Source organism: Candidatus Tisiphia endosymbiont of Nedyus quadrimaculatus (assembly GCF_964059235.1).
In the GTDB taxonomy this organism is placed as follows: Bacteria; Pseudomonadota; Alphaproteobacteria; order Rickettsiales; family Rickettsiaceae; genus Tisiphia.
This window is the reverse complement of sequence record NZ_OZ060452.1, coordinates 258,504-284,412: the sequence shown is the minus strand read 5'-3', so window position 1 is coordinate 284,412 and position 25,909 is coordinate 258,504. Positions and strand designations below refer to the sequence as shown.

Sequence of the window (25,909 nt, the reverse complement as noted above, 5' to 3'; positions counted from 1 at the left end):
TTAAGTAGCTAAATTGTATTTTTTTTCTATATCGCTTTTTGTTAGTCTACTTGGTGTTCCGAATATGTCTGGATTCTTAAGCTTAAATAAATCATCATCAAATTTTTGTACTTTTGCAATATGATTAAATATTATGGTAATAATATTTTCATCTTCAAGTATTTCTAGCTTTTTTATTTGTTTAGTTTTTTTATCAAAGGTAATCTGACTACGCCGCTCTGATAAAGTATGATAAATAGTAATTTTAAACATATTATCTTGATCTATTACTGACTCAATTTTGAAATATTTATCAAAATCTATACTATCTTCTAATAAAAAATTAAATACATTCTCCTCTGCCTTAATACGACTTACATGTTTCATATCATAGTCATACACAGAAACATAATTAGCATTACCAATAACCACCAAAGGAAATGGAGGGTAATAATTACATCGAAACTTAGAAGGCTTATTTATTAATAACTTACCTTCAGCTTTATTCCCTGCTGAATCCTCTTGGCTAAAGTCCACAGCCATGGATTTTATTTCACGTAAATATATTTTAAGTTGATCAATAGCTTTGTTATCAAGAGGCCTATGCTCTAATATTAGAGTTCTAGCAGAATTCGCTTCTGCTAGGGAATTTGTAGGAGGATCGGAACGCAGAACCGCAGCGTACTCTAGTGTAGGTGAGGATTCGAGTACCGTACCGACGCCCAAATTACCAGTAGAAGTAGAATTATGCAAGAACTCTATTTCAGCATAGGCTATGGTTAGAAACCAATAAATGGCAATAATACCTTTACAAAGCAAGCTCATCTTTTATACCTAATATGTGTTACCCCAATTCGGGATAAGAATTGACAAATTCTTATCCCGAATTCGCGTGTGTTATATTTTGTTTCGCTGCTTTAAGTGTATTCTTTAGCAAACAAGCGACAGTCATTGGTCCAACACCGCCTGGAACTGGTGTTATATATCTCACTTTATCAACAACATTGGTAAAATCAACGTCTCCTACCATCTTGTCGCTATTAGGAAGTTTACTAATACCAACATCAATAACTATAGAGTTAGGACTGAAATATTCTTTTGTTAATGTTAAAGGATATCCAATAGCAGATATTACTATATCAGTACGGGAAGTTATAGAACTTAAATTTTGAGTTCTTGAATGGCATATCGTCACAGTACAATCTTCTCTAAGTAATAAAGCTGATAATGGTTTACCTACAATATTAGAACGCCCTATAACTACAGCATTTTTTCCAGCTAAATTTGGTTCAACTTGTTTAAGTAACTCAATGCAACCAAGAGCCGTGCAAGGTATAAAGCCATTGCCTGAGTTACTATGTAGATAACCAACATTTATAGGATGGAAACCATCGACATCTTTGCTAGGATCAATGGCAGATAAGATTAAATTTTTATTGATATGTTCAGGTAGAGGAAGTTGTACGATAATTCCAGAAATATTTGAATTATTGTTTAGCATGCTGATTTCATGCAGCATATGGTCAATGTCAATTTCACTGGGCAAATTTATTTGCAAAGCGTTCATACCAATTGCTCCTGCTGCTTTGATCTTATTTCTTACATATATACTACTAGCTGGGTTATCACCCACTAGTATAATAGCAAGGGTTGGTACTAACTTGTGTTGCTCCTTGATTAAATTAATCTCTGCCCTTAACTTAGATAATATTTGTTCTGCAACATATTTACCATTGATTATATTACTACGTTCATTCACTATTTATGTACCCCTTTGGTAGTTGAATATTCGAAGTGTAAGGCCTTACCCTCAAATACCCTGCCATAGGCATGATGTAAGCTGCTAGCTGCTTCGGCAAAACCAGTAAGAATTAATTTTAATTTTGCCGGATAACTAGCAATATCGCCAATTGCATAAATGCCTGAAATATTTGTTTCAAAATATGAAGGTTCTACAATTATATGATTAGTTTTGAGATTTAATCCCCAATTTTTTATTGGCCCCAATTCTTGGGCAAGCCCGAAGAATGGTAGTAAAATATTCGCGGGTAAAGTACAAATATTCCCCTCAAAATCTTTGACGTTGACGGCTTCTAGTTTGCCGTCTTTTCCTACTAAATGGTCTAGTTGATAATTAATTACTAACTCAATTTTGCCACTATTTGCTAGTTCTTTGAGTTGTCTTATACTTTCATTCGCCGCCCGAAATTTCTCACGCCTATGCACTAAATATATTTTTTTAGCAATTTCAGAGAGTGATATTGCCCAGTCTACAGCTGAATCCCCTCCACCAGCTATTACAATTTCTTTGTTGGCAAAACTATTGCGGTTATTGATAAAATAAAATACTGATTTTCCCTCAAATGTTTCTATATTAGGTAATGGAGGTCTATTAGGTCCAAAAGAACCACATCCAGCAGCTATAATAATAACTTTAGCAGTAATTAGGATGTCTTTAGAAGTAGTAATTTGGAAGTGTCCCTCTTCTTTTTTCAATTGCACTACTTGCTGATTTAGATGGTAAACCGGATCAAAAGGTTGTGCTTGCAATGCCAATTGTGCTATCAACTCTTCTGCCATAATTTTAGGATATGCTGGTATGTCATATATAGGTTTTTCCGGGTAAAGTTGGCTACATTGCCCTCCTATTATCTCCTGCGAGTCAACAACATGGCAACGCATACCAAGCATCCCAGCTTGAAAAATAGCAAATAGACCAACTGGACCTGCACCAATTATTATAATATCAGTGTCGTGCATAAAATAAAATTTTTATAAATAAAAAAATAGTCAAACTCTTAACGATACCGGGATTTTATGTTAGAATGGATAAATAATCAACTAATCAGTTTAAATTAATTTTGTATCATGATAAATTTTTATTTAGTTATCAATATTTTGTTTATTGGTTTAATGATCTATTTATTACTTAAAAATGTAAATATTTTTGTCAAACTCTTAGTGCTAAATAGTTTAACTAGTATAATAACCTTATTCATTTGTTTTCTTGGTTCATTTAAAATGAATAATTGTTATTTAGATATTGCTCTAATTTATTTTCTCTTAAGTTTTATAGCAAGTGGAGCATATTTAAAGTATTTTATTGGTCAATCTAATAAGGTGATGTGATGCGAAAACGAGTAGAGAAAAAAGAAATAGTAATATTAGGTTGTGGTTTCAGTGGTATGCTTACGGCATTATCATTTGCGAAAGAGGATATTAAGACTACCATCCTTGAGTATCAATCGATAAATTCTGATAATTTTTGTACTGATATCAGAACGACCGCCTTAACTCCTGCTTCTGTGCAGTTTCTAAGAGACCTTAATGTATGGTTTGAGATTGAGAAAATAGCTAGCAAAATGCTTGAAGTCTATGTTGTTGATAATAAAGCACCAGAGATGTTATGTATGCCAAATATCAAAGGAAATGATGCACTAGGTTATATAGTAAAAAATAGTGAATTTAAGAAAATATTACTAGCAAATGTTAGAAAAAACCCTTTGATTAAGGTAATTGATCAGTGTGATTATAAAAAAGTTGATAGTAAACCTGATCATTCAACCATATATTTGGATGACAATAAGACTATGAATAGTGACTTATTGATTGTTTGTGATGGACGTAATTCTAAAGTTCGTCAATATTATTTTTTTAATAAAATAGAGAAAACTTATAACCAAACCGCCTTAACGTTTGATATTAAGCATGAGAAAGATCACGAAAACTGTGCTATTGAACATTTTATGCCATTTGGTCCTTTTGCCATTTTACCTCTCAAGAACCAAAAGGCCTCATCTATAATATGGACTACGGGGCAAGAGCAGGCTGCATTATTGATGAGTTTACCAAAGGAAGAATTTGAGTATTTAGCAAGTAAAAATTGTGGGAATTCTTTAGGGTCTATTGCTTTAGATAGTACTATTAGCTCTTTTCCTTTAAAGGCTCGTATAGCTAGTAAATATTTTTATAATAAAATAGCAGTTGTGGCAGATAGTGCTCATATAATTCATCCTCTAGCTGGTCAGGCTTTGAATCAAGGAATAAAGGATATTGAAACTTTAACTCAATTAGTGGTCAGTAGTGGTATAAGTGTAGGAATGCTAGAACGATATCAAAAATTAAGACAAAATGATAATTTTCATATGTATATGATTACTGAAAGCTTAAATAGTATTTTCTCAAACCATTCAAAACCCTTGTGGTATCTAAGACGTTTGGGGCTTAAAACTATTGATAATATACAGCCTATTAAAAATTTGTTAGTAGAGTATGCCATGGGTCGTAGATAAAATGAATAAGGAAATTATAAAAAAAGTTCAAAATACCAGTTGACAGGATGGTAGATTTTGCATATAACTACTCCTACGAAAAGACGAACATTAATTGTTCGTAGCTGTTTTTAAAAGTAAATAATCAGATATAGGTAGTGACAGCAAAATGTACTTATCACTAAAAGTGATAAATTAAACCTGTCAATTTTTTGAATAAAAAGTAGACAGAATCAAACTTGAGAGTTTGATCCTGGCTCAGAACGAACGCTTTCGGTATGCTTAACACATGCAAGTTGAACGGATTAATTTGGGGCTTGCTCTGAATTAGTTAGTAGCAAACGGGTGAGTAACACGTGGGAATCTACCCATCAGTACGGAATAACATTTAGAAATAAATGCTAATACCGTATATTCTCTTCGGAGGAAAGATTTATCGCTGATGGATGAGCCCGCGTCAGATTAGGTAGTTGGTAGGGTAATGGCCTACCAAGCCAACGATCTGTAGCTGGTCTGAGAGGATGATCAGCCACACTGGGACTGAGACACGGCCCAGACTCCTACGGGAGGCAGCAGTGGGGAATATTGGACAATGGGCGAAAGCCTGATCCAGCAATACCGAGTGGGTGACGAAGGCCTTAGGGTTGTAAAGCCCTTTTCAGCAGGGAAGATAATGACGGTACCTGACCAAGAAAGCCCCGGCTAACTCCGTGCCAGCAGCCGCGGTAAGACGGAGGGGGCTAGCGTTGTTCGGAATTACTGGGCGTAAAGAGTGCGTAGGCGGTTTAGTAAGTTGGAAGTGAAAGCCCGAGGCTTAACCTCGGAACTGCTTTCAAAACTACTAATCTAGAGTGTAGTAGGGGATGATGGAATTCCTAGTGTAGAGGTGAAATTCTTAGATATTAGGAGGAACACCGGTGGCGAAGGCGGTCATCTAGGCTACAACTGACGCTGATGCACGAAAGCGTGGGGAGCAAACAGGATTAGATACCCTGGTAGTCCACGCCGTAAACGATGAGTGCTAGATATCGGGAGAATTTCTTTCGGTTTCGTAGCTAACGCATTAAGCACTCCGCCTGGGGAGTACGGTCGCAAGATTAAAACTCAAAGGAATTGACGGGGGCTCGCACAAGCGGTGGAGCATGCGGTTTAATTCGATGTTACGCGAAAAACCTTACCAACCCTTGACATGGTGGTCGCGGGAAGCAGAGATGCATCCCTTCAGTTCGGCTGGACCACACACAGGTGTTGCATGGCTGTCGTCAGCTCGTGTCGTGAGATGTTGGGTTAAGTCCCGCAACGAGCGCAACCCTCATTCTTATTTGCCAGCGGGTAATGCCGGGAACTATAAGGAAACTGCCGGTGATAAGCCGGAGGAAGGTGGGGACGATGTCAAGTCATCATGGCCCTTATGGGTTGGGCTACACGCGTGCTACAATGGTATCTACAGAGGGAAGCAAGACGGTGACGTGGAGCAAATCCCTAAAAGATATCTCAGTTCGGATTGCTCTCTGCAACTCGAGAGCATGAAGTTGGAATCGCTAGTAATCGCGGATCAGCATGCCGCGGTGAATACGTTCTCGGGCCTTGTACACACTGCCCGTCACGCCATGGGAGTTGGTTTTACCTGAAGGTGGTGAGCTAACGTAAGAGGCAGCCAACCACGGTAAAATTAGCGACTGGGGTGAAGTCGTAACAAGGTAGCCGTAGGGGAACCTGCGGCTGGATTACCTCCTTTAAAGACTTAATTATAGCATGTTATTACTTTTGTAATACTTGCCTAAGTCCGACTTTCGCTGTCACTACCTTTAACTGATTGTTTATCAAATTTTAAAAACAGCTCTTTCTTTAAGTATTTTTCTGTATTCAGCAAGCCTAGCAAAATAAACATTTCCCAATATATATACCCGATGAATTTCAAGAGTTGGCTAGGCGTGCGAGTGGCGAGCGAACTAGGTGTACATTTAGTACATGAGTACGCGAGTTCCTGATATTTTCAAAAAACAATTCTTTAAAGCAGAAGGGTATACGCGAATCCATGATATAGCTAACCCGAGAAGGCTTTAGCTATATGTTATCTTAGCTAAGAATGATGGTATGGACGAGTAAGTAAAAGAAACTTTACTTACTACCGTGATCACGAATATAATTCGGTCACATAATTATACTATTTAATAATTAAAAAGGAGTCCATACCATGAAAGATATTAATATACTAGGCATTGATTTAGCAAAAACAATTTTTCATATTGTTGCATTAAATTGTTAAAAAGCGTGCAATAATGACCCACTAAATGGGTTAATGTGCGTTGAAAAATGACCCACCTAAGAAGTGGGAAAAGTAGTACGTTATTAATCCATTATTATCAACCTATACTTCTATTATTTTCAGAATAAATAATAGGAGTATAAAATCAGAGATGTTAATAATGGAAAGTAAGAGAAAGATATTAGGACGTTATCGTCGTGGAGAAGGTATACGTTCAATAAGTAGAGAATTAAATATATCACGTAATACAGTTAGAAGTATCATTCGTACGCAAGGAGAGATTAAATCTGATTATATACGAATAATTCAACCTATACCTAAACTCGGGAAATATATTGAGAGTCTTGAGAGGATGTTGCGGGATAATAAGAATTCAAAGCCTAAAAAAACAGGGAAAGCTTTATTTGAGGAGTTAAAGATTTATGGGTATCAAGGCAGTTACTCTGCTGTTAGTCGTTATATTAACACTTGGAATGATAGAAATTTTGAGATTAATATAAAAGCTTGCGTACCTTTATCCTTTGCTCCTGGGGAAGCTTACCAATTTGACTGGAGTAGTGAGCAAGTAATATTAGCTGGAGAAATAATAAATGTTAAAGTAGCTCACTTTGTTTTGTGTTATAGCCGTAAAAAATTTATCTATATTTATCCTACTGAAGCTCAAGAGATGGTATTTGATGCACATGTTAGAGCCTTTACTTTTTTTGGTGGTAGTCCAACTAAAGGGATTTATGATAATATGAAGACTGCTGTCAGTAAGGTTTTAAAAGGCTCTAATAATAGAGAATGGAATCCAAAGTTTGAAAAGCTCTGCGCACATTATCTCATTGAACCGATAGCATGTTCTCCAGCTCGAGGTAATGAAAAAGGTAGGGTTGAGCGACAAGTACAGATTGACCGGGAACAGTTCTTTACTCCTATGCCAAAAGCTTTAACCTTGCAAGAATTAAACGATATATTAACCAGCAGATTAGTTACTTATAATAGCTCTCATAAACACCCCGAATATAAAGATAAGACTATAGATGAAGCATATCAACTAGAACGTAATTTTTTAGTATCCGTGCCTGTATTATTTAACGGTTGCAAAGAAATAGATATCAAGGTTTCTATTACTTGTTTGGCTAGATATGAAAGCAATAATTATAGCGTTCACTGTAGTTGTGCTGGGAAAATAGTACAATGTAAGATATATGCTGAACATCTAGTATTTATTTATAATGGTCAAGAGGTAGGTCGTCATAAACGGAAATTTACTAAGGGAGAAACTTGTTATGACGTCAATCATTATCTGCCAATATTAAGGTATAAACCCGGAGCATTAAGAAATGGTGAACCATTCCTTAATATGAATTTACCAGAAGAGCTCATAGAAGTTAGAAGACGTCTTGAGAGCAGCCCAGCAGGTACAAGAGATTTTGCTCATATATTATCGTATATAGCAATGGAATCCATAGAAGCAGTAGTATCAGCATGCACCCAAGCACTAAAAATAGGAACTGTTAGTAAGGAGGTAATTTTAAATATTATATTACGTAATAAAGATGAGTTAAAAGTAACAGAGCCAAGTAATTACCAAGAATATCATACTTTAAAACATATCCCGAAAGCTAATTGTGAGATATACGATAATTTTCTCAAGTTAGGAGGTAAGTAATGAACAATGTATATCAAGAATCTACTAGAGAAGATATTATAAATGTTATGAGAAAGCTAAAATTTACAGGGATGCTTGAGTCTTATGATGAAATTATATCTGATGCCATAAGGCGTAAAGAAGCCTCGAATTATATTTTACATAATTTATTAAAATCTGAACTAACAACACGAACTCTTAGGTCTATTCAAAGTAGGATTAGCGCAGCAAAGTTTCCTGAGAAAAAAGATATAGATAATTTCATATTTATCGATACCCCAATAAACCAAGAACAAATTATGCATCTATATAGTTGCGAGTTTATTAAAACATCTAGAAATATAATCCTAGTTGGTGGTACTGGTAGCGGTAAAACTCACCTAGCTATTGCATTAAGTACAAAAGCAGTACGAAAAGGTTATAAATCAAGATTTTTTAATCTTGTAGATCTTGCTAATCAATTAGAATATGAAAAGAACTCTGCTCAGGTAGGAAAACTAGCAGCTTCCTTGCAAAAAATAGATGTACTAGTCCTAGATGAGCTTGGTTATCTACCATTTTCTAAGAATGGCGGTCAACTTATCTTTCATCTATTATCTAAAATACATTCCAACACTTCAATTATTATTACTACTAATCTTATATTCTCAGAATGGTCACAAATATTTGGTTGTAATAAAATGACTTCAGCGCTACTTGATAGAGTTTGTCATAATTGTGATATCATTGAAACGGGAAATGAAAGTTATCGTATGAAAAAAAAACAATAGTTCTAGACTTATGTGGGTCATTTTTCAACGCTCTTCCTGGGTCATTTTTCAACGCTTATTGACATAGCAGAGGGGTTGATAAAATAAACTCTTTAAAGTCATTAAAATGACCTTGATTAAGATATTCAATCTTAATAGAATCGACATTATCAAGCATTCCTGGAAATTGTGCTTTATTTTGTAAAATATACTGGATTCCTTCAAAGTCAATGGTGTTCAATATATGGTCGTTAATAGTTAAGGTGTTAGTTCTTATGCTGTTTCCAGCGTCTTTTAATAATTTTAATATTTTGTTATTGTCATATTCTAAATTTGGCATGTAATTCCTACCTATATTAAATTTTAATCCGTTTAAAACGGATTATGTCAGTTATTATATACTAAATTACTTAATTGTCTAGTATAATTTTGCTAAAAATTCATGTTATATAATTAAGCTTTATTATTTTGCCTCTAATGAAATCAAATAAAACGCTATTGCAGCAGCATTTGAGACATTTAAGCTTTCTACTTTGCTTGAAATGGGTATTTTAACTAAGTGATCACATGCTTCTTTAACTAGACGTCTGATTCCTTTATCTTCAGAGCCAAGTACTATTGCCATTTTATCTGAAAATATTTTTGTACTTAAAGATTGTGTTGCGTTACCATCAAGACCAATAATCCAAAATCCATGTTTTTTTAGATATTCTATTGACCACCTTAAATTAGTGACTTTAACCATTTGTACTAGTTCTAAAGCTCCGGAAGCTGTTTTTGCTATGGTAGCATTTTCATCGGGTGCATTATCTAGAGGTAATATTATGGCTGTGATGTCAAAGGAAGCTGCACTACGAATAATAGCACCAATATTTTGTGGATCAGTTATTTGATCCAAAATAGCAACTTTACAATTAGGAATAGTTATGTCAATATCTTCAATGCGATTAAAGAAGATACTTTTAACGTTAGCGGCTATTCCCTGATGATTATGATTTGAACCAAAAAGACGGGTCAAGTAATCTATATTGGTAATCTCATACGGGTGGTTAGAGATTAAATTTTTGTGCAAATTGAAAATATCTTCTGTACATAAAACATTTTGAATATAACGTTTTGGGTTGCTTAATGCTGCAAATACTGGATGTTTGCCATATATATAGTGCAAATCTTTAGAAATTTTAGCTTTATTTCTCATCTTATTAGAACCTAGAGTAATTTATTCTTGACACAAACTACTATTTATTATAGAAAGTTACAACTGATAAACGTTCTGAAGTAACGTAAGTTTAATATTAGCTTATTTAGGATGGTTCAAGAGAAAAGATTCGGGGTCATTTGAGCTTCAGTTTTATAACAAAAAGGATGTGATGTCCTTCCTGTGCAGGCGAATCCATGATACCTAACAGCTATTTAGGCTGTTTTTTGGATTTCTGCCGCGGAAAGGATTGAGGCTTCTTAAGTTGATGCCCATGCGATTACGCAGGAATGATACTGATGTTGTATTAAGCGTTGTACCTTATTTTTATAAAGGCTTGTAGTCCGAAGTTCAAATGTTCTTGGAAAAGAGCAGAGAAGATTTTTTGGCACTTACACTAATTTATATTATGCTTTACGTTTAATTAGACCATTTAATACTTGCGTAAATTCTTTGGAGGAATGGCCGAGTGGTCAATGGCAGCAGACTGTAAATCTGCCCGCGTGAGCGTACGAAGGTTCGAATCCTTCTTCCTCCACCACAAGTTGGTTAGGTAGATACGCGGGTGTAGCTCAATGGTAGAGCTCCAGCCTTCCAAGCTGGCCACGTGGGTTCGATTCCCATCACCCGCTCCAAGAGTATTGGTGATAATTGGAAATTGGATAAATTTGTATTTTTATGTTAAATTGTATTAAATCTTAAATTGTGGAGAATGAATTATGGCAAAGGTAAAATTTGAAAGGGATCTACCCCATTGTAATATAGGTACTATAGGACACGTAGATCATGGTAAGACTTCTTTAACAGCTGCAATAACTTTAGTGTTATCAAAAGAAGGTGGAGCACAGGCTACTAATTATGATGACATTGATAAAGCTCCTGAAGAGAGGGAAAGGGGTATAACTATTGCTACTGCTCACGTTGAATATAGAACTAAAAGAAGGCATTATGCTCACATTGATTGTCCTGGTCACGCAGATTATATAAAGAATATGATAAGCGGTGCAGCTCAAATGGATGCTGCTATATTGGTAGTATCTGCTGCTGATGGTCCAATGCCCCAAACAAGGGAGCATATATTGCTTGCTAAGCAAGTTGGCGTACCTGCAATAGTTGTATTTTTGAATAAAGTTGATATGGTTGATGATCCAGAATTGCTTGACTTAGTAGAAATGGAAGTCAGAGAACTGTTATCAATGTATGATTTTCCTGGAGATGATATACCAGTTATCAGGGGTTCAGCTTTACAGGCTCTAGAGGGAAAACCTGAAGGTGAAGCTGCGATTAAAGAGTTGATGAATGCTATTGATGAATATATACCTCAACCTGAGAGAGATACAGATAAACCTTTTTTAATGTCAATAGAAGATGTATTTTCTATTTCTGGAAGAGGTACGGTTGTTACTGGTAGAATCGAAAAAGGTATAGTAAAAGTTGGTGAAGAGGTAGAGATTGTCGGTATAAGAGATACTCAAAAAACTACTTGTACTGGTGTGGAAATGTTTAAGAAGCTATTAGATCAAGGTGAAGCCGGTGATAATGTTGGTATATTACTGCGTGGAACTAAAAGAGAAGATGTATGCAGAGGTCAAGTGTTAGCTAAGCCTGGAAGTATAACTCCGCATACTGAGTTTGAAGCTGAAGTTTATGTACTTACCACGAAAGAAGGTGGTCGTCATACAGCATTTACAGATAAATATCGACCACAGTTTTATTTTAGAACGACTGACGTAACTGGAGAAATTACTTTGAAAGATGGTAAAACAATGGTGATGCCTGGTGATAATGCGAATCTAAAAATTGCATTGATCGCTCCGATAGCTATGGAAGAGGGCGTACGTTTTGCTATACGTGAAGGTGGTAGGACAGTAGGAGCCGGTGTAGTATCAAAGATTATAAAATAATAAAAAATAGTCATCCTGAGAAAGTTCAGGATGACTATTTTTTTAAGGTTAGGCAAAATATGTTTAATTAGGCTTAATTAGAGTAAGTCTATTAAAGAATGTGCTTTGACTGGTCTAGCTGTTTATAAAAAGGTTTAGTTAATGAAAAATAATCAAAAAATCAAAATTCGTTTAAAGTCGTTTGATCACCGCTCGCTTGAGCAAGGTACTAGAGAAATAGTAGGGGCTGTTAAAAGAACCGGTGCTGATATAATTGGTCCAATTCCGCTGCCAAGGACAATTGAGAGATTTACCGTTAATAGGTCTCCACATGTCAATAAAAAATCAAGGGAGCAATTTGAGATTAGAATTCAGAAAAGGCTTTTGATAATAAGTTATCCAACTCCTCAGACTGTTGATGCTTTAAAAAAAGTTGATTTGCCTGCTGGTGTTGATGTTGAGATTAAGTTAGAGAGTGTTGAGTGATGAGAACCGGTTTAATTGCTAAAAAAATTGGTATGAGTTCAATTTTTAATGAAAAGGGAGAGAGATCTACCGTTACTTTTCTACAAGTTGAAGATTGCCAAGTAGTAGGACAAAAGACCTTAGAAAGGGATGGCTATAGTGCTTTGGTTATTGGGGTAAAAGATAAAAAATTATCTAAAGTAACAAAACCAATGAAGCAGGTATTTGCTAATGCTCAAGTTACGCCAAAGGAAAAATTGAAGGAATTTAGAATTTCTGAAACTTGTTTCCTTGATGTAGGTTCTGTATTGCACGTGAATCATTTTGTTATTGGTCAGTTTATAGATGTTGTAGGTACTACTATTGGTAAAGGTTTTGCCGGTAGTATGAAAAGGCATAATTTTAGAGGGCTTGAAGCTTCACATGGTGTATCTGTGTCTCACCGTTCGCATGGTTCTACTGGTGGTAGACAAGATCCTGGTAAAGTATTTAAGAATAAGAAAATGGCTGGTCATATGGGAAGTACAAGAGTTACTATTCAAAATTTGAAAGTAGTCGATACTGATATGGAAAACAGCATAATCATAGTTAGTGGAAATATTCCCGGTTCAAAAGGATCTTATGTCTACATTAAGGATGCTATTAAGAAAACCATTACAGCTATAGGATAAACTATATGAAAGCCAAATTATTAAATCTTGAAAATGAAGCTGTTGGTGAAATTGATTTAGATAACGAAGTGTTTGCCGTAGATTTTGTTAGGGAAGATATTATCAAGCTTGTTGTTGATTGGCAGAGAACTAAAGCTATGGCTGGTACACATCAAACAAAGACGGTGTCGCAAGTGTCTGGTACTACAAAGAAACCTTTTAAGCAAAAAGGTACAGGTAATGCAAGGCAAGGATCTTTAAGATCTGTCCAAATGAGAGGTGGTGGAGTTTCTCACGGTCCAGTAACAAGGAGTCATGCTACAAAATTGCCAAAAAAAGTTAGAAAACTTGGTTTAAAACATGCTTTGTCAGAAAAATTGGCTGAGGGAAAACTGCTAATAGTAGATTCGTTAAAATTACATGAATCCAAAACTTCTAATCTTATAAAATTATTAAATAATTTTCATGGTAAGAGTTATTTTATTGTTAGTGGTGATGAGGTTGATATCAATTTTTCTTTGGCAGTACAAAATATTCCAAATACTATTTCAGTACCGCAAATTGGTGCAAATGTTTATGATATAATACGCCATGATTATGTTTTGTTATCACAAGAAGCTGTAGATGCTTTAGAAAAGAGGTTAAAGTGAAATCTTATAAACATTATGATCTTATTAGAAATCCTGTGATTACTGAGAAGAGCAATATTTTATCTGAGCAACAAAATAAGTTTACTTTTCATGTTGCTGATAGTGCTGAGAAAGTTTCTATCAAGATGGCTGTTGAAAAGATTTTTCAGGTTAAGGTTAAAAAAGTTAACATAATGAATGTAAAAGGTAAGAGAAAAAGATTCAAGGGTGTTAATGGTAGACAATCAGATAAAAAGAAAGCAATTGTGACGTTAGAAAAAGATTATACTATTGATTTTACTGGGGGTATTAAATAAATGGCTTTAAAAACGTTTAATCCAGTTACTCCATCCCTTAGAGAATTAGTACAGGTTGATAAATCTGATCTTTGGAAGGGTAAGCCTCATAAACCTTTAACTAAAGGTTTATCTAAGACTGGTGGTAGAAATAACTTGGGTAGAACCACTTCTTGGCATAGAGGAGGAGGGCATAAAAGACTTTATCGTATAATCGATTTTAAAAGAAATAAACAGGATATATTTGCCACTGTTGAAAGAATAGAATATGATCCTAATAGAACTTCCTTCATTGCTTTAATTAAATTCGATGATGGTGAGTATTCTTATATTTTAGCACCACAAAAGCTTATTGTAGGAGATAGAATAGTATCAAGTGATGAAGCTGACATAAAAGTAGGAAATTGTTTATCTTTGAAATCTATTCCTGTTGGTACTACTTTACATAATGTAGAAATGAAAGTTGGTAAAGGTGGTCAAATTGCAAGATCTGCTGGTACTTCTGTTAATTTAGTAGGTAAGGATTCGGGTTATGCACAGATCAAGCTTCGATCTGGAGAATTTAGGTTGATACCGTTAGATTGTAAAGCTACCATAGGTGTTGTTTCAAATCCTGATCAAAAAAATACCAATTTAGGTAAGGCCGGAAGAAATAGATGGCTAGGTTGGAGACCACATGTTCGTGGTGTTGCAATGAATCCAGTCGATCACCCACATGGGGGAGGAGAGGGAAAAACTTCTGGTGGTCGTCATCCAGTGACTCCATGGGGTTTCCCAACTAAGGGTAAGAAAACACGTAAGAATAAGCTTACATCAAAATTTATTATTAAGAGAAGAAAGTAATTAGGTAGTAATTATGGCTCGTTCAGTTTGGAAAGGACCTTTTGTAGATGGTTATCTGATAAAAAAAGTACAAAAATTGATTGAATCTGGTAAATCAGAAATGATCCAGACTTGGTCTAGAAGGTCAACAATTTTACCATTTTTTGTTGGGATAACATTTGCTGTACATAATGGAAATAAATTTATACCTGTGACTGTAAGTGAAGAAATGGTTGGTAAAAAATTAGGTGAATTTTCTCCAACTAGAACTTTTCATGGTCATGGTACAGATAAAAAAGTTAAGAGAAAATAGATATGGTGAAGGTGAATAAAGGCTCTACTACAGCAATTGCTAAGTCTCTTAGAGTGAGTCCGAGGAAATTGAATTTGGTTGCAACTTCTATTAGGAATATGAAAGTGTCTGAGGCTCTAATTCAGCTTACCTTTTCCCCTAGAAGAATTGCTCAAGATGTAAAAAAATGTTTACAGTCTGCTGTTGCTAATGCTGAAAATAATTTCGGTTTAGATATTGATACTTTGTTTATTACTTCTGCAACTGTAGGTAAGGCGTTGGTGATGAAAAGAATTATGCCAAGAGCTAAAGGAAGAGCAACAAGGATTAATAAATTTTTTAGTAATTTATATATTACAGTTACTGAAGTTGAGGGGAAATAAGATATGGGGCAAAAAGTTAATCCGCATGGCTTTAGGGTTGGTCCGACATTAATTAAAGGTTGGGACTCGGTGTTATATGCTGATAAGAAGCACTATAAAGTCCTTCTTATCCAAGATTTAGAGGTTAGAAATCTAGTTAATAAAAACTATGTGCAAGCACAAGTTAGTAGGGTGTTAATAGAGAGGCCTTCTAATAAAAATGTTATAATTAATATTTTTGCTAAAAAGCCTGGAGTTATTATAGGTAAAAGTGGTAACGACATTGATAAATTAAAAAAATCTGTCCAAAAAATTACGGGTTTAGAAGAAATATATATTAACATACATGAAGTAAAGAAGCCTAATATAGACTCTAATATTATTGCTCAAACGATTGCTATGCAGCTTGAAAAAAGAGTGTCTTTTAGAAAAGCTATGAAAACCGCTATCCAAGCCTGCTTCAAGCAAGGAGGGTTAGGTATAAAGGTTGCTTGTTCTGGACGTTTAGCTGGAGCTGAAATAGCGAGAACAGAGTGGTATAGAGAAGGTAGAGTACCTTTACATACTTTGAGAGCTGATATTGACTATGCGACTGCTGAAGCTATGACAACTTATGGAGTTATAGGTATAAAGGTTTGGGTCTATAGGGGTGATCATGTGGAAAATAGAAAGAAACATAATTAATTTTGAAGTAAAATAATGTTAGCTCCGAAAAAACAAAAATTTAGAAAAGCACATAAGGGGAGAGTCCCCTCAAAGGCAAAGGCTGGTACTATGCTAGCTTTCGGTTCTTTTGGCTTGAAATCATTAGATGGTTTAAGGGTTACCGCAAGACAAATAGAGGCAGCAAGAAAGGCTGCAGTTCGTTGTATGAAAAGGCAGGGGAGATTATGGATTAAAATTTTTCCTGATTTGCCTGTGTCAAAAAAGCCTGCGGAAGTTAGGATGGGTAAAGGAAAAGGCTCTACTGAATTTTTTGCAGTGAGAGTATCACCTGGAAGAATTATGTTTGAAGTGGAAGGGGTTACAGATGATGTAGCGACGAAAGCACTTGAGCTTGCTAGTGCAAAATTGCCTGTAAGAACAAAGATAGTGAGGCGTTATGAATAATTTGGGGTTATCAGCAAAGGAATTGGTTGGGCAGACTACGGAAGAACTTCACAAAAAGAGAATTTTGTTTAAAAAAGAGTTTTTTAATCTAAGATTCCAAAGGACGTTAGGTGAATTAAACAATACTAGCAGGTTTTCTTTTGTAAAAAAAACAATAGCTCGTATTAATACAGAGTTAACTATAAGATCAAAAACTGGAGAATAGGGAAATGCCGAAAAGAGTGCTACAGGGCGTTGTTGTAAGTTCGAAAACTGATAAGACTATTACAGTTAAAGTAGAACGTAGGTTTAAGCATCCTATATACAAAAAAATTGTAAAAGTCTCTAAAAAATATGCTGCTCATGATCCAGAAAATACTTATAAGGATGGTGATAAGGTTAATATAGTTGAAAGTCGCCCTATATCTAAGACTAAGTCTTGGGTAGTGTTAGGGGATGTAAAGGTATCTCTCTAATAATAGGTTTAGTTGTTACAGAATGGTGAGTTTTATTCTTTGACTTTGTTGTTTAGATTGTTTATTTTGTTGCATTATTAAATTCTCAAGTGGAAGTAAGTTATGATTCAGATGCAGAGCATCTTAGATGTTGCGGATAACTCTGGTGCTAAAAAAATTATGTGTATTAAAGTGCTTGGTGGTTCACATCACATGATAGCAAATCTTGGGGATGTCATTGTGGTATCTATAAAAGAAGCTTTACCAAGCGGAAAAGTAAAAAAAGGTGACGTACATAGGGCTCTAATTGTTAGAACAAAAAAGGGTGTTAGAAGGGCAGATGGTAGTACAATTAAGTTTGATTCCAATGCAGCAGTACTTTTAAATAAGCAAGGGGAACCAATAGGTACGAGAGTTTTCGGTCCTGTAACTAGAGAATTAAGGGCAAAAAAATTCGTTAAGATTATGTCACTTGCAGAAGAGGTGTTGTAATGATTAAGCTAAAAATTAAGAAAGGTGATGAAGTTATTGTTATCACCGGAAAAAATAAGGGAAAAAAGGGTAAGGTCTTAAAGGTTTTGCCTGAACAAAATAGAGCTATTGTTTCGGGTATAAATATTGTTCGCAAGCATGTTAAGGCGAGTAAAACAAGTGAAGGTGGCATAGTGTCAAAGGAGTTATCCATACATATATCCAATGTTGCTCACATAGATCCTAAAACAGGTAACCATACAAAAGTTGCTTTTAAATTTCTAGAAGATGGCTCTAAAGTAAGAGTAGCTAAGAAGTCTGGTGAAATTATCAGTAGTAAGGAAGGTAAGTAATGTTGCTCAGGTTTAAAGATTTATACACTAAAGAGATTGTACCAAACTTACAGAAGGAGTTTGCGTATAAGAATAAACATCAAATGCCTAAAGTTATAAAAATTGTTGTTAATATGGGGGTTGGTGAAACGGTTGCGGATTCTAAGATAATTAATAATGCTGTCAATGATCTGACTCTAATTTCAGGACAAAAGCCTTTAGTGACTGAGGCCAAAAAGTCTATTGCTACTTTTAAGCTTCGTGAAGGTATGAAAGTTGGCTGTAAAGTTACTCTACGCAAAGATAGAATGTATGATTTTCTAGAGAGATTAGTAATTGTTGCTCTACCGCGTATTAAAGAATTTAGAGGTTTTTCAAGCAAAAGTTTTGATGGTAGAGGTAATTTTACTTTTGGTATAAAAGAACAGATTGTTTTTCCAGAGATTAATTACGACAAGATAGATGTAATTCGTGGTATGGATATCACGATTGTTACAAGTGCTATGAATAATGAAGAAGGTAAATTATTACTTTCTGGCTTTAATTTGCCTTTTTATAATTAATGTTTAGAAGAAAAATAGATGGCTAAAGTAAGTTCTATAAAAAAGAATAATAGAAGAAGAAAGATGGCACAAAGTTTATATAACAAGCGTGCTAAATTAAAGGACAAGATTTACGATAAAACTTTATCTTTGGAAGAAAGATTTTCGCTAGTGATGGTTTTAGCTAAGTTACCTAGAAACTCAGCTATGAATAGAGTTCGAAATCGGTGTGAGCTTACTGGACGTCCAAGAGGAGTGTATAGTAAATTTGGTCTATCGCGAAATAAGCTGAGAGATCTTGGTAGTAAGGGGTTAGTTCCTGGTTTGATTAAAGCAAGTTGGTAAAATAACTTGAATTTGATATAACTTGTTATATCGAATTCAGGGGTTAAGTAGAAACAATCAGGTTTGAAGCGGTTTAGTAGCTGATTGTTAAAATATAATATTCCATTCAATAGGTGGTTTTAATAATTAACATCACCTATTGAATGATAAAAAAAGTTGAAATGTACTCGTGTCAGCCGTTTCAAGAGTACACTTTTCCTTATAACAAAGCCAATTCGATATAAGAATTATTAATTTTTATATCGAATTGAGGTTAAAATAGTAGGTTTATCGTATGTCAATGACAGATAATATAGCGGATATGTTGACTAGAATTAGAAATGGTCAAAAAAGTAAATTGATGAGTATATCTCTACCTTGCTCAAAAATAAAATGTGCTATTTTGGACGTTTTAAAAAAAGAAGGTTATATAAAAGAGTATGTAGTTGTCAAGGATGGTAATATAAGTCATATTGAAGTGGATCTAAAATATTCTGTTAATGGAAAACCTGCTATATGTGAAATAAATAGAGTTTCAAAACCAGGTAAGAGGATTTATTCTTCTATTGATAAACTAAAAGGATATTATAACAATATGGGTATTTATATTCTTTCTACTTCTAGAGGAGTTTTATCAGATAGAGAAGCACATAGCCAAAAAATTGGCGGTGAAGTAATTTGTAAAGTGTTTTAAGGTATAAAAATGTCACGTATTGGAAAATTGCCAGTCCCTGTACCTGAAGGGGTGAAAGTTGAACTTGATGGGTTGAAAGTCAATGTTGTTGGTCCCAAGGGAGAATTAACCAAAACTTTCGCAGGAAGTATAGCAATTTTATTGCAAGATAATCAGCTTTTTGTAAAACCATTAGCAGAGACTAAAAGTGCTAGATCTATGTGGGGTACGGCACGAAGTATAATAAATAGTATGATAAAAGGTGTTAAAGAAGGTTTTACAGAAGAGCTTGAAGTCAACGGTGTTGGTTATAAGGCTTTGGTGAAGGATAAATATTTAAACTTAATGCTTGCTAAAAGTCATAATACTAAAGTAGAAATACCTCAAAATATTAAAGTTACCGCTCCTAAACAAAATCAGATTATATTGGAAAGTGTTGATAAAGAAAAATTAGGTCAGTTTATATCAATTATTATAAAGCAGAGGCCACCTGAACCATATAAAGGTAAAGGTATTAAACGCAAAGGTCAATATGTTCAGAGGAAAGAAGGTAAGAAAAATTAAAATTTAAGAGTTAAATATGCGTAGTTCAAAGTTAAAGTTTGATATAAGAAAGGCTAGAGTAAGGTCTAAGATATCAAAGGTATCAAACAGACTCAGACTGTCTATTTTTAAGTCTGGAAAGCACATATATGCACAAGTCATAGATGACAAACAGTCAATAACTATTGCATCTGCTTCGACTTTAGATAAAGAAATTAGACAGTTAAAAAAATCCAACTGTAATATTGGTACAGCCACGAAAGTAGGTGATTTAATAGGCGAAAGAGCATCGCTTAAAGGGGTACAAGAAGTTGTATTTGATAAGGGTGGTTATAAATATCATGGTGTTGTTAAGGCTTTAGCTGATGCAGCAAGAAAGAAAATGAAATTTTAATTTTAGGTTTAAGAAATGGCTAAAGCTAAGAAAAATACGGGTGAAGCACTAACAGAAACTTTGGTGGATGTAAACAGAGTTACTAAAGTGGTAAAGGGGGGTAGAAAATTCTCTTTTTCTGCTTGTATTGTTGCTGGTGATAAATCTGGTAAGGTTGGTTATGGTCATGGTAAAGCGAAAGAGGTAACAGAAGCTAGAGCTAAGGCTACTCAAGAAGCAAGGAAAGATATGATTAGAATTCCTCTTTATCAAAATAGAACTATTCATCATGATGTCATTGGTAAAAGTGGAGCAGCTAAAGTCATTTTAAGAAGAGCCAAAGCCGGTACTGGTGTTATCGCTGGTGGTGCTATGAGGGCAATTTTTGATTCTTTAGGAGTTCATGATATTGTTGCCAAATCTTTGGGTTCTAGTAATGTATATGCGATGATTGCTGCAACTTTTGATGCGTTATCTCAACTCTCTTCTCCAAAGAATATTGCTGAAAGGAGAGGAAAAAGGATAAATGAGGTGTCAACTAAATCTACAAAAGGGCAACAAATAATATCAGAACCAAGTGTGCAAGTTTAAGTAGTGTAATAGCCTTTCCAGCGTAGACTCATGGATGTCAACTTAAGAAGTTTCGATGTGTCATTCCTGCTTCGGTGCGAAATCTAAAGAAATAGCCTAGAAAAGGTTGTTATGTATTATAGATTCCGCTTACCTAGTGCGGGAATGACATATATGACATTGGAGGTGTTGGGATAACAGCAAAATTGTTTAAGTTGACACTTATGTATACTCGAATGATCCTACGAATTGGATTTGAAAATGAGGGGCGAGTAAGCGGAGTGTACATTTAGTATATGAGTACGCGAGTTCCTGATATTTTCAAAAAACAATTCTTTAAAGCAGAAGAGTATACACGTGAATGGGGCTTTGAAGCAATAGGCTATAGTGAGTCTTTATATTAAAGTAAAGTAATAATTGGGTTGTAGGAATTTATGAGTAGTGATCAAGAAAAAGTGAATGAGGCAAAGGTTAAAGTTACCCAAATTGGTAGTAGTATAGGCCGTAAATATGATCAGGAAAAAACCTTGGTAGGTTTAGGTCTGAATAAAATGCATAAATCTGTTATTTTGAAAGATACAAACTCTGTTAGAGGGATGATCAAGAAGGTACAACATTTGTTAAAAGTAGAAAATATAAATTAGAGTTTAGAAAATGAAATTAAATGAGTTATCTAACAATTTTGGTGCCAAGAGAGATAAAAAAAGAGTAGGTCGCGGTATTGGCAGTGGTAAAGGTAAAACATGTGGCAGAGGCGTTAAGGGGCAGAAATCTAGATCTGGTGTAGCTATCAAAGGTTTTGAAGGGGGGCAGATGCCTATGATTAAAAGATTGCCAAAGAGAGGCTTTAGCTGTCCTAGTTCTAAGAAATATAGTGTAGTAAATATTGCTGATATAGAATTTTTAATAGCAGAAAATCGTTTGAACTCAACAGAAGTTGTAACAAAAGAGAAATTAGTTGAAGTCGGATTAATTAAGAATACTAATTTATTGGTTAAGTTACTATCTGTTAGCAGTGGTGAATTTAATAGTCCCTTATCATTTCAATTAGATGCTTATTCTAGATCTGCTAAGAAGTTAATAGAACAAGTTGGTGGTCAAATATTGTAATTTATGAGTTTAAATTCCACACAAAAATCTAATAAAGACTTAGCTAATAGGATTATTTTTACTATTTTGGCTCTTATAGTATATAGATTTGGGTCATTTATTCCTATAGCGGGTATTGATTCAGTTGCGTTAAGCAGTGTGGCTGAACAAAATCAATCTGGTATACTTGGTATGTTTAATATGCTATCTGGGGGTTCTCTAGGTAGAATGTCCATTTTTGCTTTAGCAATTATGCCATATATAACTGCTTCAATTATCATTCAATTAATGTCAATAGCCTACAAGCCTTTGGAGAATTTAAAAAAAGAAGGTGAGGTTGGTAAAAGGAAAATCAATCAATTATCTAGGTATTTAACTGTTTTATTAGCTTCTTTTCAGGCATATGGTGTTGCAATAAGTTTGGAACATGTTGTGACTAATGTAGGTCCAGTAGTTATTATACCAAGGCTTTTTTTCAAGGTTACTACCGTTATCACTTTAGTTGTAGGTACTATGTTCTTAATGTGGCTTGGTGAACAGATTACTGGTAGAGGTATTGGTAATGGATCGTCCTTAATTATATTTATAGGTATAGTATCTGGAGTACCAAGTGCTATTATAAGTATGTTTGAGTTGTCAAGAAGTGGTGGTTTGTCTCCAGTAGTAGTTATGGCTATTTGTTTAGGAGTTATTGTAATTATAGCTATAATAATTTTCTTTGAGAAGGCACAAAGAAAAGTTTTGGTACAATATCCAAAAAGACAAGTTGGCAATAAAATTTATGGTGGTGATTCGACTCATATGCCTCTGAAACTTAATACTTCTGGGGTAATTCCGCCAATATTTGCTAGTTCGATTTTATTGTTTCCTGTGACAATAGCTAATTTTTCTAGCAATAATTCGGAAATTATGAGTTTATTAACCTTCTATTTAGGGCATGGGAAGCCTTTATATATTTTGTTGTATGTTGCGTTGATAATGTTTTTTAGTTTTTTTTATACAGCAGTAGTTTTTAATTCAGAAGAAACAGCAAATAATTTAAGAAAATATGGGGCATATATTCCTGGCAAAAGGCCTGGTAAGAATACTGCGGAATATTTTGATTATTTGTTAACTAGGTTAACTGTAATAGGTGGTATATATCTTAGTTTTATATGTATAGTTCCTGAAATGTTAATGAATAAATATGCCGTATCTTTTGCCTTAGGGGGTACAAGTTTTTTAATTGTTGTTAATGTTGTTCTAGATACATTTGTACAAATTCAAACTCATTTATTTAGCAGTAGGTATGAGGGATTAATTAAAAAAATGAAGTTAAAAAACTAACTGATATTATAAAAAAACAATTCTTTAAAGCAAAAAATTATACATTTTAACTTAGTGGAGGGTATATATTATGTTATGTTTAAAGATGAGTTTCAAATGATTATAGTGCTTATAGGGTCTCCTGGTTCAGGGAAGGGAACTCAAGGGCAGTTATTGGCAAGAAAGTTAAATTTACCTCATGTATCTACTGGTGATATATTCAGGCAAATGGTAAAGGTTAATAACAAGGATGGTTTGTTAATTAAAGAGTATATGGTACAAGGAAAACTTGCCCCTGCTAAATTGGTGAATAATGTAGTTAAGGAGTTTTTAACTCAGGATATATATAAAAACGGTTATGTTCTAGATGGTTATCCTCGTAATTTAGAGCAAGCTAATTTTCTAAGAAGGTTTGCTAATCAAAAGATTAAAGTTGTGTTTTTCGACATAGACGATCAAGTGATTATCAAGAGGATTCTAGGTAGGTTTAATTGTGAAAATTGTGGACAAATTTATAATAGTTATTTCATTAAACCTAAGGTTGATAATGTCTGTGATGTTTGTGGATCAGGTAAATTTATGCACAGACAAGACGATGATGAACAGACTATTAAGCAAAGAATAGAAGAATATAAAATAGAAACTTATCCGTTACTTAACTATTATAGAGATAATAGTGAGTTCTATGTTGTTGATGCAAATAAGGATAAAGAAGAAGTAGAACTTGTTTTATATAAAGTATTAAAAATGATTTGACTTTAAGGGATATTTTTATATTATTCCCTTTTGGTTATTATCGAAATTTTGGAGATTATTTGTGGCAAGAATAGCGAGTGTTAATATTCCAGCAAACAAAAGATTAGTAGTGAGCTTAACATATATCTATGGGCTTGGTTTTTCTGCTGCAGAAAAGATTTGTCAAAAAACTGGAATATCTGAAAATAAAAGGGTCAAAGACTTAACAGATCAAGAACTTATTATTTTACGTAATATTATTGAAAAAGAATATAAAGTAGAAGGTGATTTAAGAAGAGAAGTGAATCTTAATATCAAAAAGAAAAAGGATATTAGGAGTTACCAAGGTCTTAGACATATAAGAAAGTTGCCTGTTCGAGGTCAGAATACTCATTCTAATGCTCGAACAAGAAAAGGTAAAGCTGTTGCGATTGCCGGTAAGAAAAAAGTTACAAAGTAATATGGTATAATGATGAGTCAGGCTGCTAATACTAAGGTCAAGAAAAAAAGAAAAAATATTACTCTTGGTGTTGTTCATATAAAAACAACTTTTAATAATACTATTGTTACTTTTACAGACGTGCAAGGTAATGCTATAGCTTTTTCAACAGCAGGTACACATGGTTTTAAGGGGGCTAGAAAAGCTACGCCTTATGCTGCTCAAATAACTGTTGATAAAGCCTCAGAAGCTGCAAAAGAACACGGTCTGAAAACTGTTTCAATTAGAGTGCAAGGTGCAGGGGCTCAAAGGGAATCAGCTATGCGTGCGGTATTTAGTCAAAATTTTATAGTTACGTCAGTTTTGGATGTTTCGTCTGTTGCACATAACGGTGTTAGAGCACCAAAAAGAAGAAGAGTATAGGGGCATAGGTAAATAATGTTATCATTAAATAAAAACTGGAGTGCATTGATAAAACCTTCTAAGATAGTTTATGACAGTCCTGATAAGAGTAGTAATATAGTAAAAATTGTGGTTGAACCTTTAGAGAGAGGCTTTGGTTTAACAATAGGTAATGCTATGAGGAGAATTCTACTTTCATCTCTCCAGGGTGCTGCAATAACATCAATAAAGATACTAGGAGTGGTGCATGAATTTTCTGCTATACCTGGGGTTAAGGAAGATTTAGTTGATGTAGTTTTGAATCTTAAGTCTGTGGTCATTAAGATGCATTCTACAGAAAGAAAGATTGTCAGATTAAGGGCTACTGGTCCTTGCGTTGTAACTGCTGGGATGATTGGAACAGAGCATGATGTGGAGATACTAACCCCTAATCATGTGATTTGTACTTTGGCAAAAGGGGTTCAGCTTGAAATGGAATTAGTGTGTGAGACGGGAAAAGGTTATGTTCCTGCTGCAAGCAGCGTTAGTTCGGAATTAGCTATTGGCGTAATCCCAATAGATGCGTTATTCAGTCCTGTAAGAAAGGTTACCTATAAAGTTGATAATACACGTGTTGGTCAAGTTACAGATTATGACAAACTAATTATGACCGTTGAAACTAATGGTAGTATTACTCCGGAGATGTCTATAGCACTTGCTGCTAGAATTCTGCAAGATCAGTTACAATTATTTATTACATTTGAAGAACAAACAGAAGATAAACAGGATAAGTTAGAAGAATTAGCATTTAATCCAGCATTGTTGAAGAAAGTTGAGGAATTAGAATTATCTGTTAGATCTCAGAATTGTTTAAAAAATGATAATATAATTTATATAGGCGATCTTGTTATCAAAACAGAAGCAGAAATGCTTAGAACTCAAAACTTTGGTAGAAAATCTCTTAATGAGATTAAGGATATATTATCAGGCTTTGGTTTAAAATTTGGTATGGACATACCAGGATGGCCTCCAGAAAATATTCAGGAGCTATCTAAGCGTTATGAAGATCCATATTAATAAAAGGTAA

At 34.4% G+C, this 25,909-nt stretch carries 36 protein-coding genes, 2 tRNA genes and 1 rRNA gene; 34 read left to right on the top strand and 5 right to left on the bottom strand.

All coding sequences use genetic code 11. The annotated features are described in order from the left end of the window. From AB3211_RS01460 to AB3211_RS01445, 3 genes are read right to left on the bottom strand one after another with little or no spacing between them, the layout of a single operon-like run. Positions 1-804, bottom strand: coding sequence for an outer-membrane lipoprotein carrier protein LolA (locus AB3211_RS01460; protein WP_410521599.1), 804 nt, complete (start codon positions 802-804; stop codon positions 1-3). Between the two features lie 52 nt (positions 805-856). Beyond that, on the bottom strand, positions 857-1,738 hold the full coding sequence (locus tag AB3211_RS01450) for a bifunctional 5,10-methylenetetrahydrofolate dehydrogenase/5,10-methenyltetrahydrofolate cyclohydrolase (protein WP_367364424.1): 882 nt from the start codon (positions 1,736-1,738) through the stop codon (positions 857-859). Continuing rightward, positions 1,738-2,739 (bottom strand): NAD(P)/FAD-dependent oxidoreductase, encoded by a 1,002-nt coding sequence (locus tag AB3211_RS01445; protein ID WP_367364423.1) that lies wholly within the window; start codon positions 2,737-2,739, stop codon positions 1,738-1,740. Before AB3211_RS01445 ends, AB3211_RS01450 begins: the two co-directional genes overlap by 1 nt. Before the next feature lie 108 nt (positions 2,740-2,847). On the opposite strand from AB3211_RS01445, the gene AB3211_RS01440 reads away from it, so the two are divergent. From AB3211_RS01440 to istB, 5 genes are all read left to right on the top strand, one after another. After that, positions 2,848-3,108, top strand: coding sequence for a monovalent cation/H+ antiporter complex subunit F (locus AB3211_RS01440; protein ID WP_341754685.1), 261 nt, complete (start codon positions 2,848-2,850; stop codon positions 3,106-3,108). Further along, entirely contained in the window at positions 3,108-4,271 is a 1,164-nt protein-coding gene (locus AB3211_RS01435) for an FAD-dependent monooxygenase (RefSeq protein ID WP_367364422.1), read from the top strand. Before AB3211_RS01440 ends, AB3211_RS01435 begins: the two co-directional genes overlap by 1 nt. A 214-nt stretch (positions 4,272-4,485) precedes the next feature. Next, a 16S ribosomal RNA gene (locus AB3211_RS01430) occupies positions 4,486-5,988 on the top strand. A 691-nt stretch (positions 5,989-6,679) separates the two neighbouring features. Beyond that, positions 6,680-8,176: an IS21 family transposase gene (gene istA / locus AB3211_RS01425; protein WP_367363704.1), complete on the top strand. Its 1,497-nt coding sequence runs from the start codon at positions 6,680-6,682 to the stop codon at positions 8,174-8,176. After that, positions 8,176-8,925: an IS21-like element helper ATPase IstB gene (gene istB, locus AB3211_RS01420; protein ID WP_367363705.1), complete on the top strand. Its 750-nt coding sequence runs from the start codon at positions 8,176-8,178 to the stop codon at positions 8,923-8,925. Before istA ends, istB begins: the two co-directional genes overlap by 1 nt. Before the next feature lie 55 nt (positions 8,926-8,980). On the opposite strand, the gene AB3211_RS01415 is transcribed toward istB, so the two are convergent. Continuing rightward, positions 8,981-9,244, bottom strand: coding sequence for a hypothetical protein (locus AB3211_RS01415; protein WP_367364421.1), 264 nt, complete (start codon positions 9,242-9,244; stop codon positions 8,981-8,983). 123 nt (positions 9,245-9,367) lie between these two features. Further along, positions 9,368-10,102 (bottom strand): 23S rRNA (guanosine(2251)-2'-O)-methyltransferase RlmB, encoded by a 735-nt coding sequence (gene rlmB, locus AB3211_RS01410; protein WP_367364420.1) that lies wholly within the window; start codon positions 10,100-10,102, stop codon positions 9,368-9,370. Between the two features lie 455 nt (positions 10,103-10,557). Between rlmB and AB3211_RS01405 the strand changes: the two genes are divergently transcribed. The 29 genes from AB3211_RS01405 to AB3211_RS01265 all read left to right on the top strand — a co-directional run bounded on the left by AB3211_RS01405 (position 10,558) and on the right by AB3211_RS01265 (position 25,899). Next, positions 10,558-10,643: transfer RNA gene (locus tag AB3211_RS01405), tRNA-Tyr, on the top strand. Between the two features lie 20 nt (positions 10,644-10,663). Next, positions 10,664-10,737: transfer RNA gene (locus AB3211_RS01400), tRNA-Gly, on the top strand. An 84-nt stretch (positions 10,738-10,821) separates the two neighbouring features. Beyond that, positions 10,822-12,006, top strand: a complete 1,185-nt coding sequence (gene tuf, locus AB3211_RS01395) for an elongation factor Tu (protein ID WP_367364419.1) — start codon at positions 10,822-10,824, stop codon at positions 12,004-12,006. Between the two features lie 141 nt (positions 12,007-12,147). Beyond that, positions 12,148-12,471: a 30S ribosomal protein S10 gene (gene rpsJ / locus AB3211_RS01390; RefSeq protein WP_341748171.1), complete on the top strand. Its 324-nt coding sequence runs from the start codon at positions 12,148-12,150 to the stop codon at positions 12,469-12,471. After that, positions 12,471-13,121 carry a 50S ribosomal protein L3 gene (gene rplC / locus AB3211_RS01385; RefSeq protein ID WP_341754793.1) on the top strand — a complete coding sequence of 217 codons (651 nt, stop codon included), beginning with the start codon at positions 12,471-12,473 and terminating at the stop codon, positions 13,119-13,121. The genes rpsJ and rplC overlap by 1 nt, the downstream gene beginning before the upstream one ends. A 5-nt stretch (positions 13,122-13,126) precedes the next feature. Further along, positions 13,127-13,750 carry a 50S ribosomal protein L4 gene (gene rplD, locus AB3211_RS01380; RefSeq protein WP_367364418.1) on the top strand — a complete coding sequence of 208 codons (624 nt, stop codon included), beginning with the start codon at positions 13,127-13,129 and terminating at the stop codon, positions 13,748-13,750. Next, a complete protein-coding gene (gene rplW, locus AB3211_RS01375; protein WP_367364417.1) occupies positions 13,747-14,046 on the top strand; it encodes a 50S ribosomal protein L23 in 300 nt (99 codons plus the stop codon). Before rplD ends, rplW begins: the two co-directional genes overlap by 4 nt. Beyond that, positions 14,047-14,868, top strand: coding sequence for a 50S ribosomal protein L2 (rplB, locus tag AB3211_RS01370; protein WP_341754674.1), 822 nt, complete (start codon positions 14,047-14,049; stop codon positions 14,866-14,868). A 13-nt stretch (positions 14,869-14,881) separates the two neighbouring features. Continuing rightward, positions 14,882-15,160, top strand: coding sequence for a 30S ribosomal protein S19 (rpsS, locus tag AB3211_RS01365; RefSeq protein ID WP_341748176.1), 279 nt, complete (start codon positions 14,882-14,884; stop codon positions 15,158-15,160). Between the two features lie 2 nt (positions 15,161-15,162). Continuing rightward, on the top strand, positions 15,163-15,522 hold the full coding sequence (gene rplV / locus AB3211_RS01360; protein ID WP_341748177.1) for a 50S ribosomal protein L22: 360 nt from the start codon (positions 15,163-15,165) through the stop codon (positions 15,520-15,522). Between the two features lie 3 nt (positions 15,523-15,525). Next, positions 15,526-16,185, top strand: a complete 660-nt coding sequence (rpsC, locus tag AB3211_RS01355) for a 30S ribosomal protein S3 (RefSeq protein ID WP_341754673.1) — start codon at positions 15,526-15,528, stop codon at positions 16,183-16,185. Positions 16,186-16,200: 15 nt separating this feature from the next. Further along, positions 16,201-16,611 (top strand): 50S ribosomal protein L16, encoded by a 411-nt coding sequence (rplP, locus tag AB3211_RS01350; protein ID WP_341757722.1) that lies wholly within the window; start codon positions 16,201-16,203, stop codon positions 16,609-16,611. Beyond that, positions 16,604-16,816, top strand: coding sequence for a 50S ribosomal protein L29 (gene rpmC / locus AB3211_RS01345; protein ID WP_367364416.1), 213 nt, complete (start codon positions 16,604-16,606; stop codon positions 16,814-16,816). Before rplP ends, rpmC begins: the two co-directional genes overlap by 8 nt. A 4-nt stretch (positions 16,817-16,820) precedes the next feature. Next, positions 16,821-17,066, top strand: coding sequence for a 30S ribosomal protein S17 (gene rpsQ / locus AB3211_RS01340; RefSeq protein WP_367364415.1), 246 nt, complete (start codon positions 16,821-16,823; stop codon positions 17,064-17,066). 102 nt (positions 17,067-17,168) lie between these two features. Further along, entirely contained in the window at positions 17,169-17,537 is a 369-nt protein-coding gene (gene rplN / locus AB3211_RS01335) for a 50S ribosomal protein L14 (protein WP_341748182.1), read from the top strand. After that, complete coding sequence (gene rplX, locus AB3211_RS01330) at positions 17,537-17,869, top strand: 50S ribosomal protein L24 (RefSeq protein ID WP_341754669.1); 333 nt, start codon at positions 17,537-17,539, stop codon at positions 17,867-17,869. The genes rplN and rplX overlap by 1 nt, the downstream gene beginning before the upstream one ends. Positions 17,870-17,871: 2 nt before the next feature. After that, positions 17,872-18,411, top strand: coding sequence for a 50S ribosomal protein L5 (gene rplE, locus AB3211_RS01325; RefSeq protein ID WP_410521611.1), 540 nt, complete (start codon positions 17,872-17,874; stop codon positions 18,409-18,411). Between the two features lie 18 nt (positions 18,412-18,429). Then, complete coding sequence (gene rpsN / locus AB3211_RS01320) at positions 18,430-18,735, top strand: 30S ribosomal protein S14 (protein ID WP_341748185.1); 306 nt, start codon at positions 18,430-18,432, stop codon at positions 18,733-18,735. Between the two features lie 274 nt (positions 18,736-19,009). Next, positions 19,010-19,408: a 30S ribosomal protein S8 gene (rpsH, locus tag AB3211_RS01315; RefSeq protein ID WP_341757719.1), complete on the top strand. Its 399-nt coding sequence runs from the start codon at positions 19,010-19,012 to the stop codon at positions 19,406-19,408. A 9-nt stretch (positions 19,409-19,417) separates the two neighbouring features. Next, positions 19,418-19,951 (top strand): 50S ribosomal protein L6, encoded by a 534-nt coding sequence (rplF, locus tag AB3211_RS01310; RefSeq protein WP_367364413.1) that lies wholly within the window; start codon positions 19,418-19,420, stop codon positions 19,949-19,951. Between the two features lie 16 nt (positions 19,952-19,967). Beyond that, positions 19,968-20,324, top strand: coding sequence for a 50S ribosomal protein L18 (gene rplR / locus AB3211_RS01305; RefSeq protein WP_341751354.1), 357 nt, complete (start codon positions 19,968-19,970; stop codon positions 20,322-20,324). A 15-nt stretch (positions 20,325-20,339) separates the two neighbouring features. Beyond that, positions 20,340-20,894 (top strand): 30S ribosomal protein S5, encoded by a 555-nt coding sequence (gene rpsE, locus AB3211_RS01300; protein ID WP_367364412.1) that lies wholly within the window; start codon positions 20,340-20,342, stop codon positions 20,892-20,894. A gap of 413 nt (positions 20,895-21,307) precedes the next feature. Beyond that, positions 21,308-21,517, top strand: a complete 210-nt coding sequence (rpmD, locus tag AB3211_RS01295; protein WP_341754664.1) for a 50S ribosomal protein L30 — start codon at positions 21,308-21,310, stop codon at positions 21,515-21,517. Positions 21,518-21,527: 10 nt separating this feature from the next. Beyond that, the gene (rplO, locus tag AB3211_RS01290) at positions 21,528-21,983 is read left to right on the top strand and encodes a 50S ribosomal protein L15 (RefSeq protein WP_367364411.1); all 456 of its coding nucleotides are present in this window, start codon (positions 21,528-21,530) and stop codon (positions 21,981-21,983) included. A 3-nt stretch (positions 21,984-21,986) separates the two neighbouring features. Further along, positions 21,987-23,288, top strand: coding sequence for a preprotein translocase subunit SecY (gene secY / locus AB3211_RS01285; RefSeq protein WP_367364410.1), 1,302 nt, complete (start codon positions 21,987-21,989; stop codon positions 23,286-23,288). A 96-nt stretch (positions 23,289-23,384) separates the two neighbouring features. Beyond that, the gene (locus AB3211_RS01280; protein WP_367364409.1) at positions 23,385-24,023 is read left to right on the top strand and encodes an adenylate kinase; all 639 of its coding nucleotides are present in this window, start codon (positions 23,385-23,387) and stop codon (positions 24,021-24,023) included. Positions 24,024-24,084: 61 nt separating this feature from the next. After that, the gene (rpsM, locus tag AB3211_RS01275; RefSeq protein WP_367364408.1) at positions 24,085-24,462 is read left to right on the top strand and encodes a 30S ribosomal protein S13; all 378 of its coding nucleotides are present in this window, start codon (positions 24,085-24,087) and stop codon (positions 24,460-24,462) included. 9 nt (positions 24,463-24,471) lie between these two features. Beyond that, positions 24,472-24,864 (top strand): 30S ribosomal protein S11, encoded by a 393-nt coding sequence (gene rpsK / locus AB3211_RS01270; protein ID WP_410521598.1) that lies wholly within the window; start codon positions 24,472-24,474, stop codon positions 24,862-24,864. Positions 24,865-24,879: 15 nt separating this feature from the next. Continuing rightward, entirely contained in the window at positions 24,880-25,899 is a 1,020-nt protein-coding gene (locus AB3211_RS01265) for a DNA-directed RNA polymerase subunit alpha (RefSeq protein ID WP_367364406.1), read from the top strand. Positions 25,900-25,909: the final 10 nt, after the last annotated feature.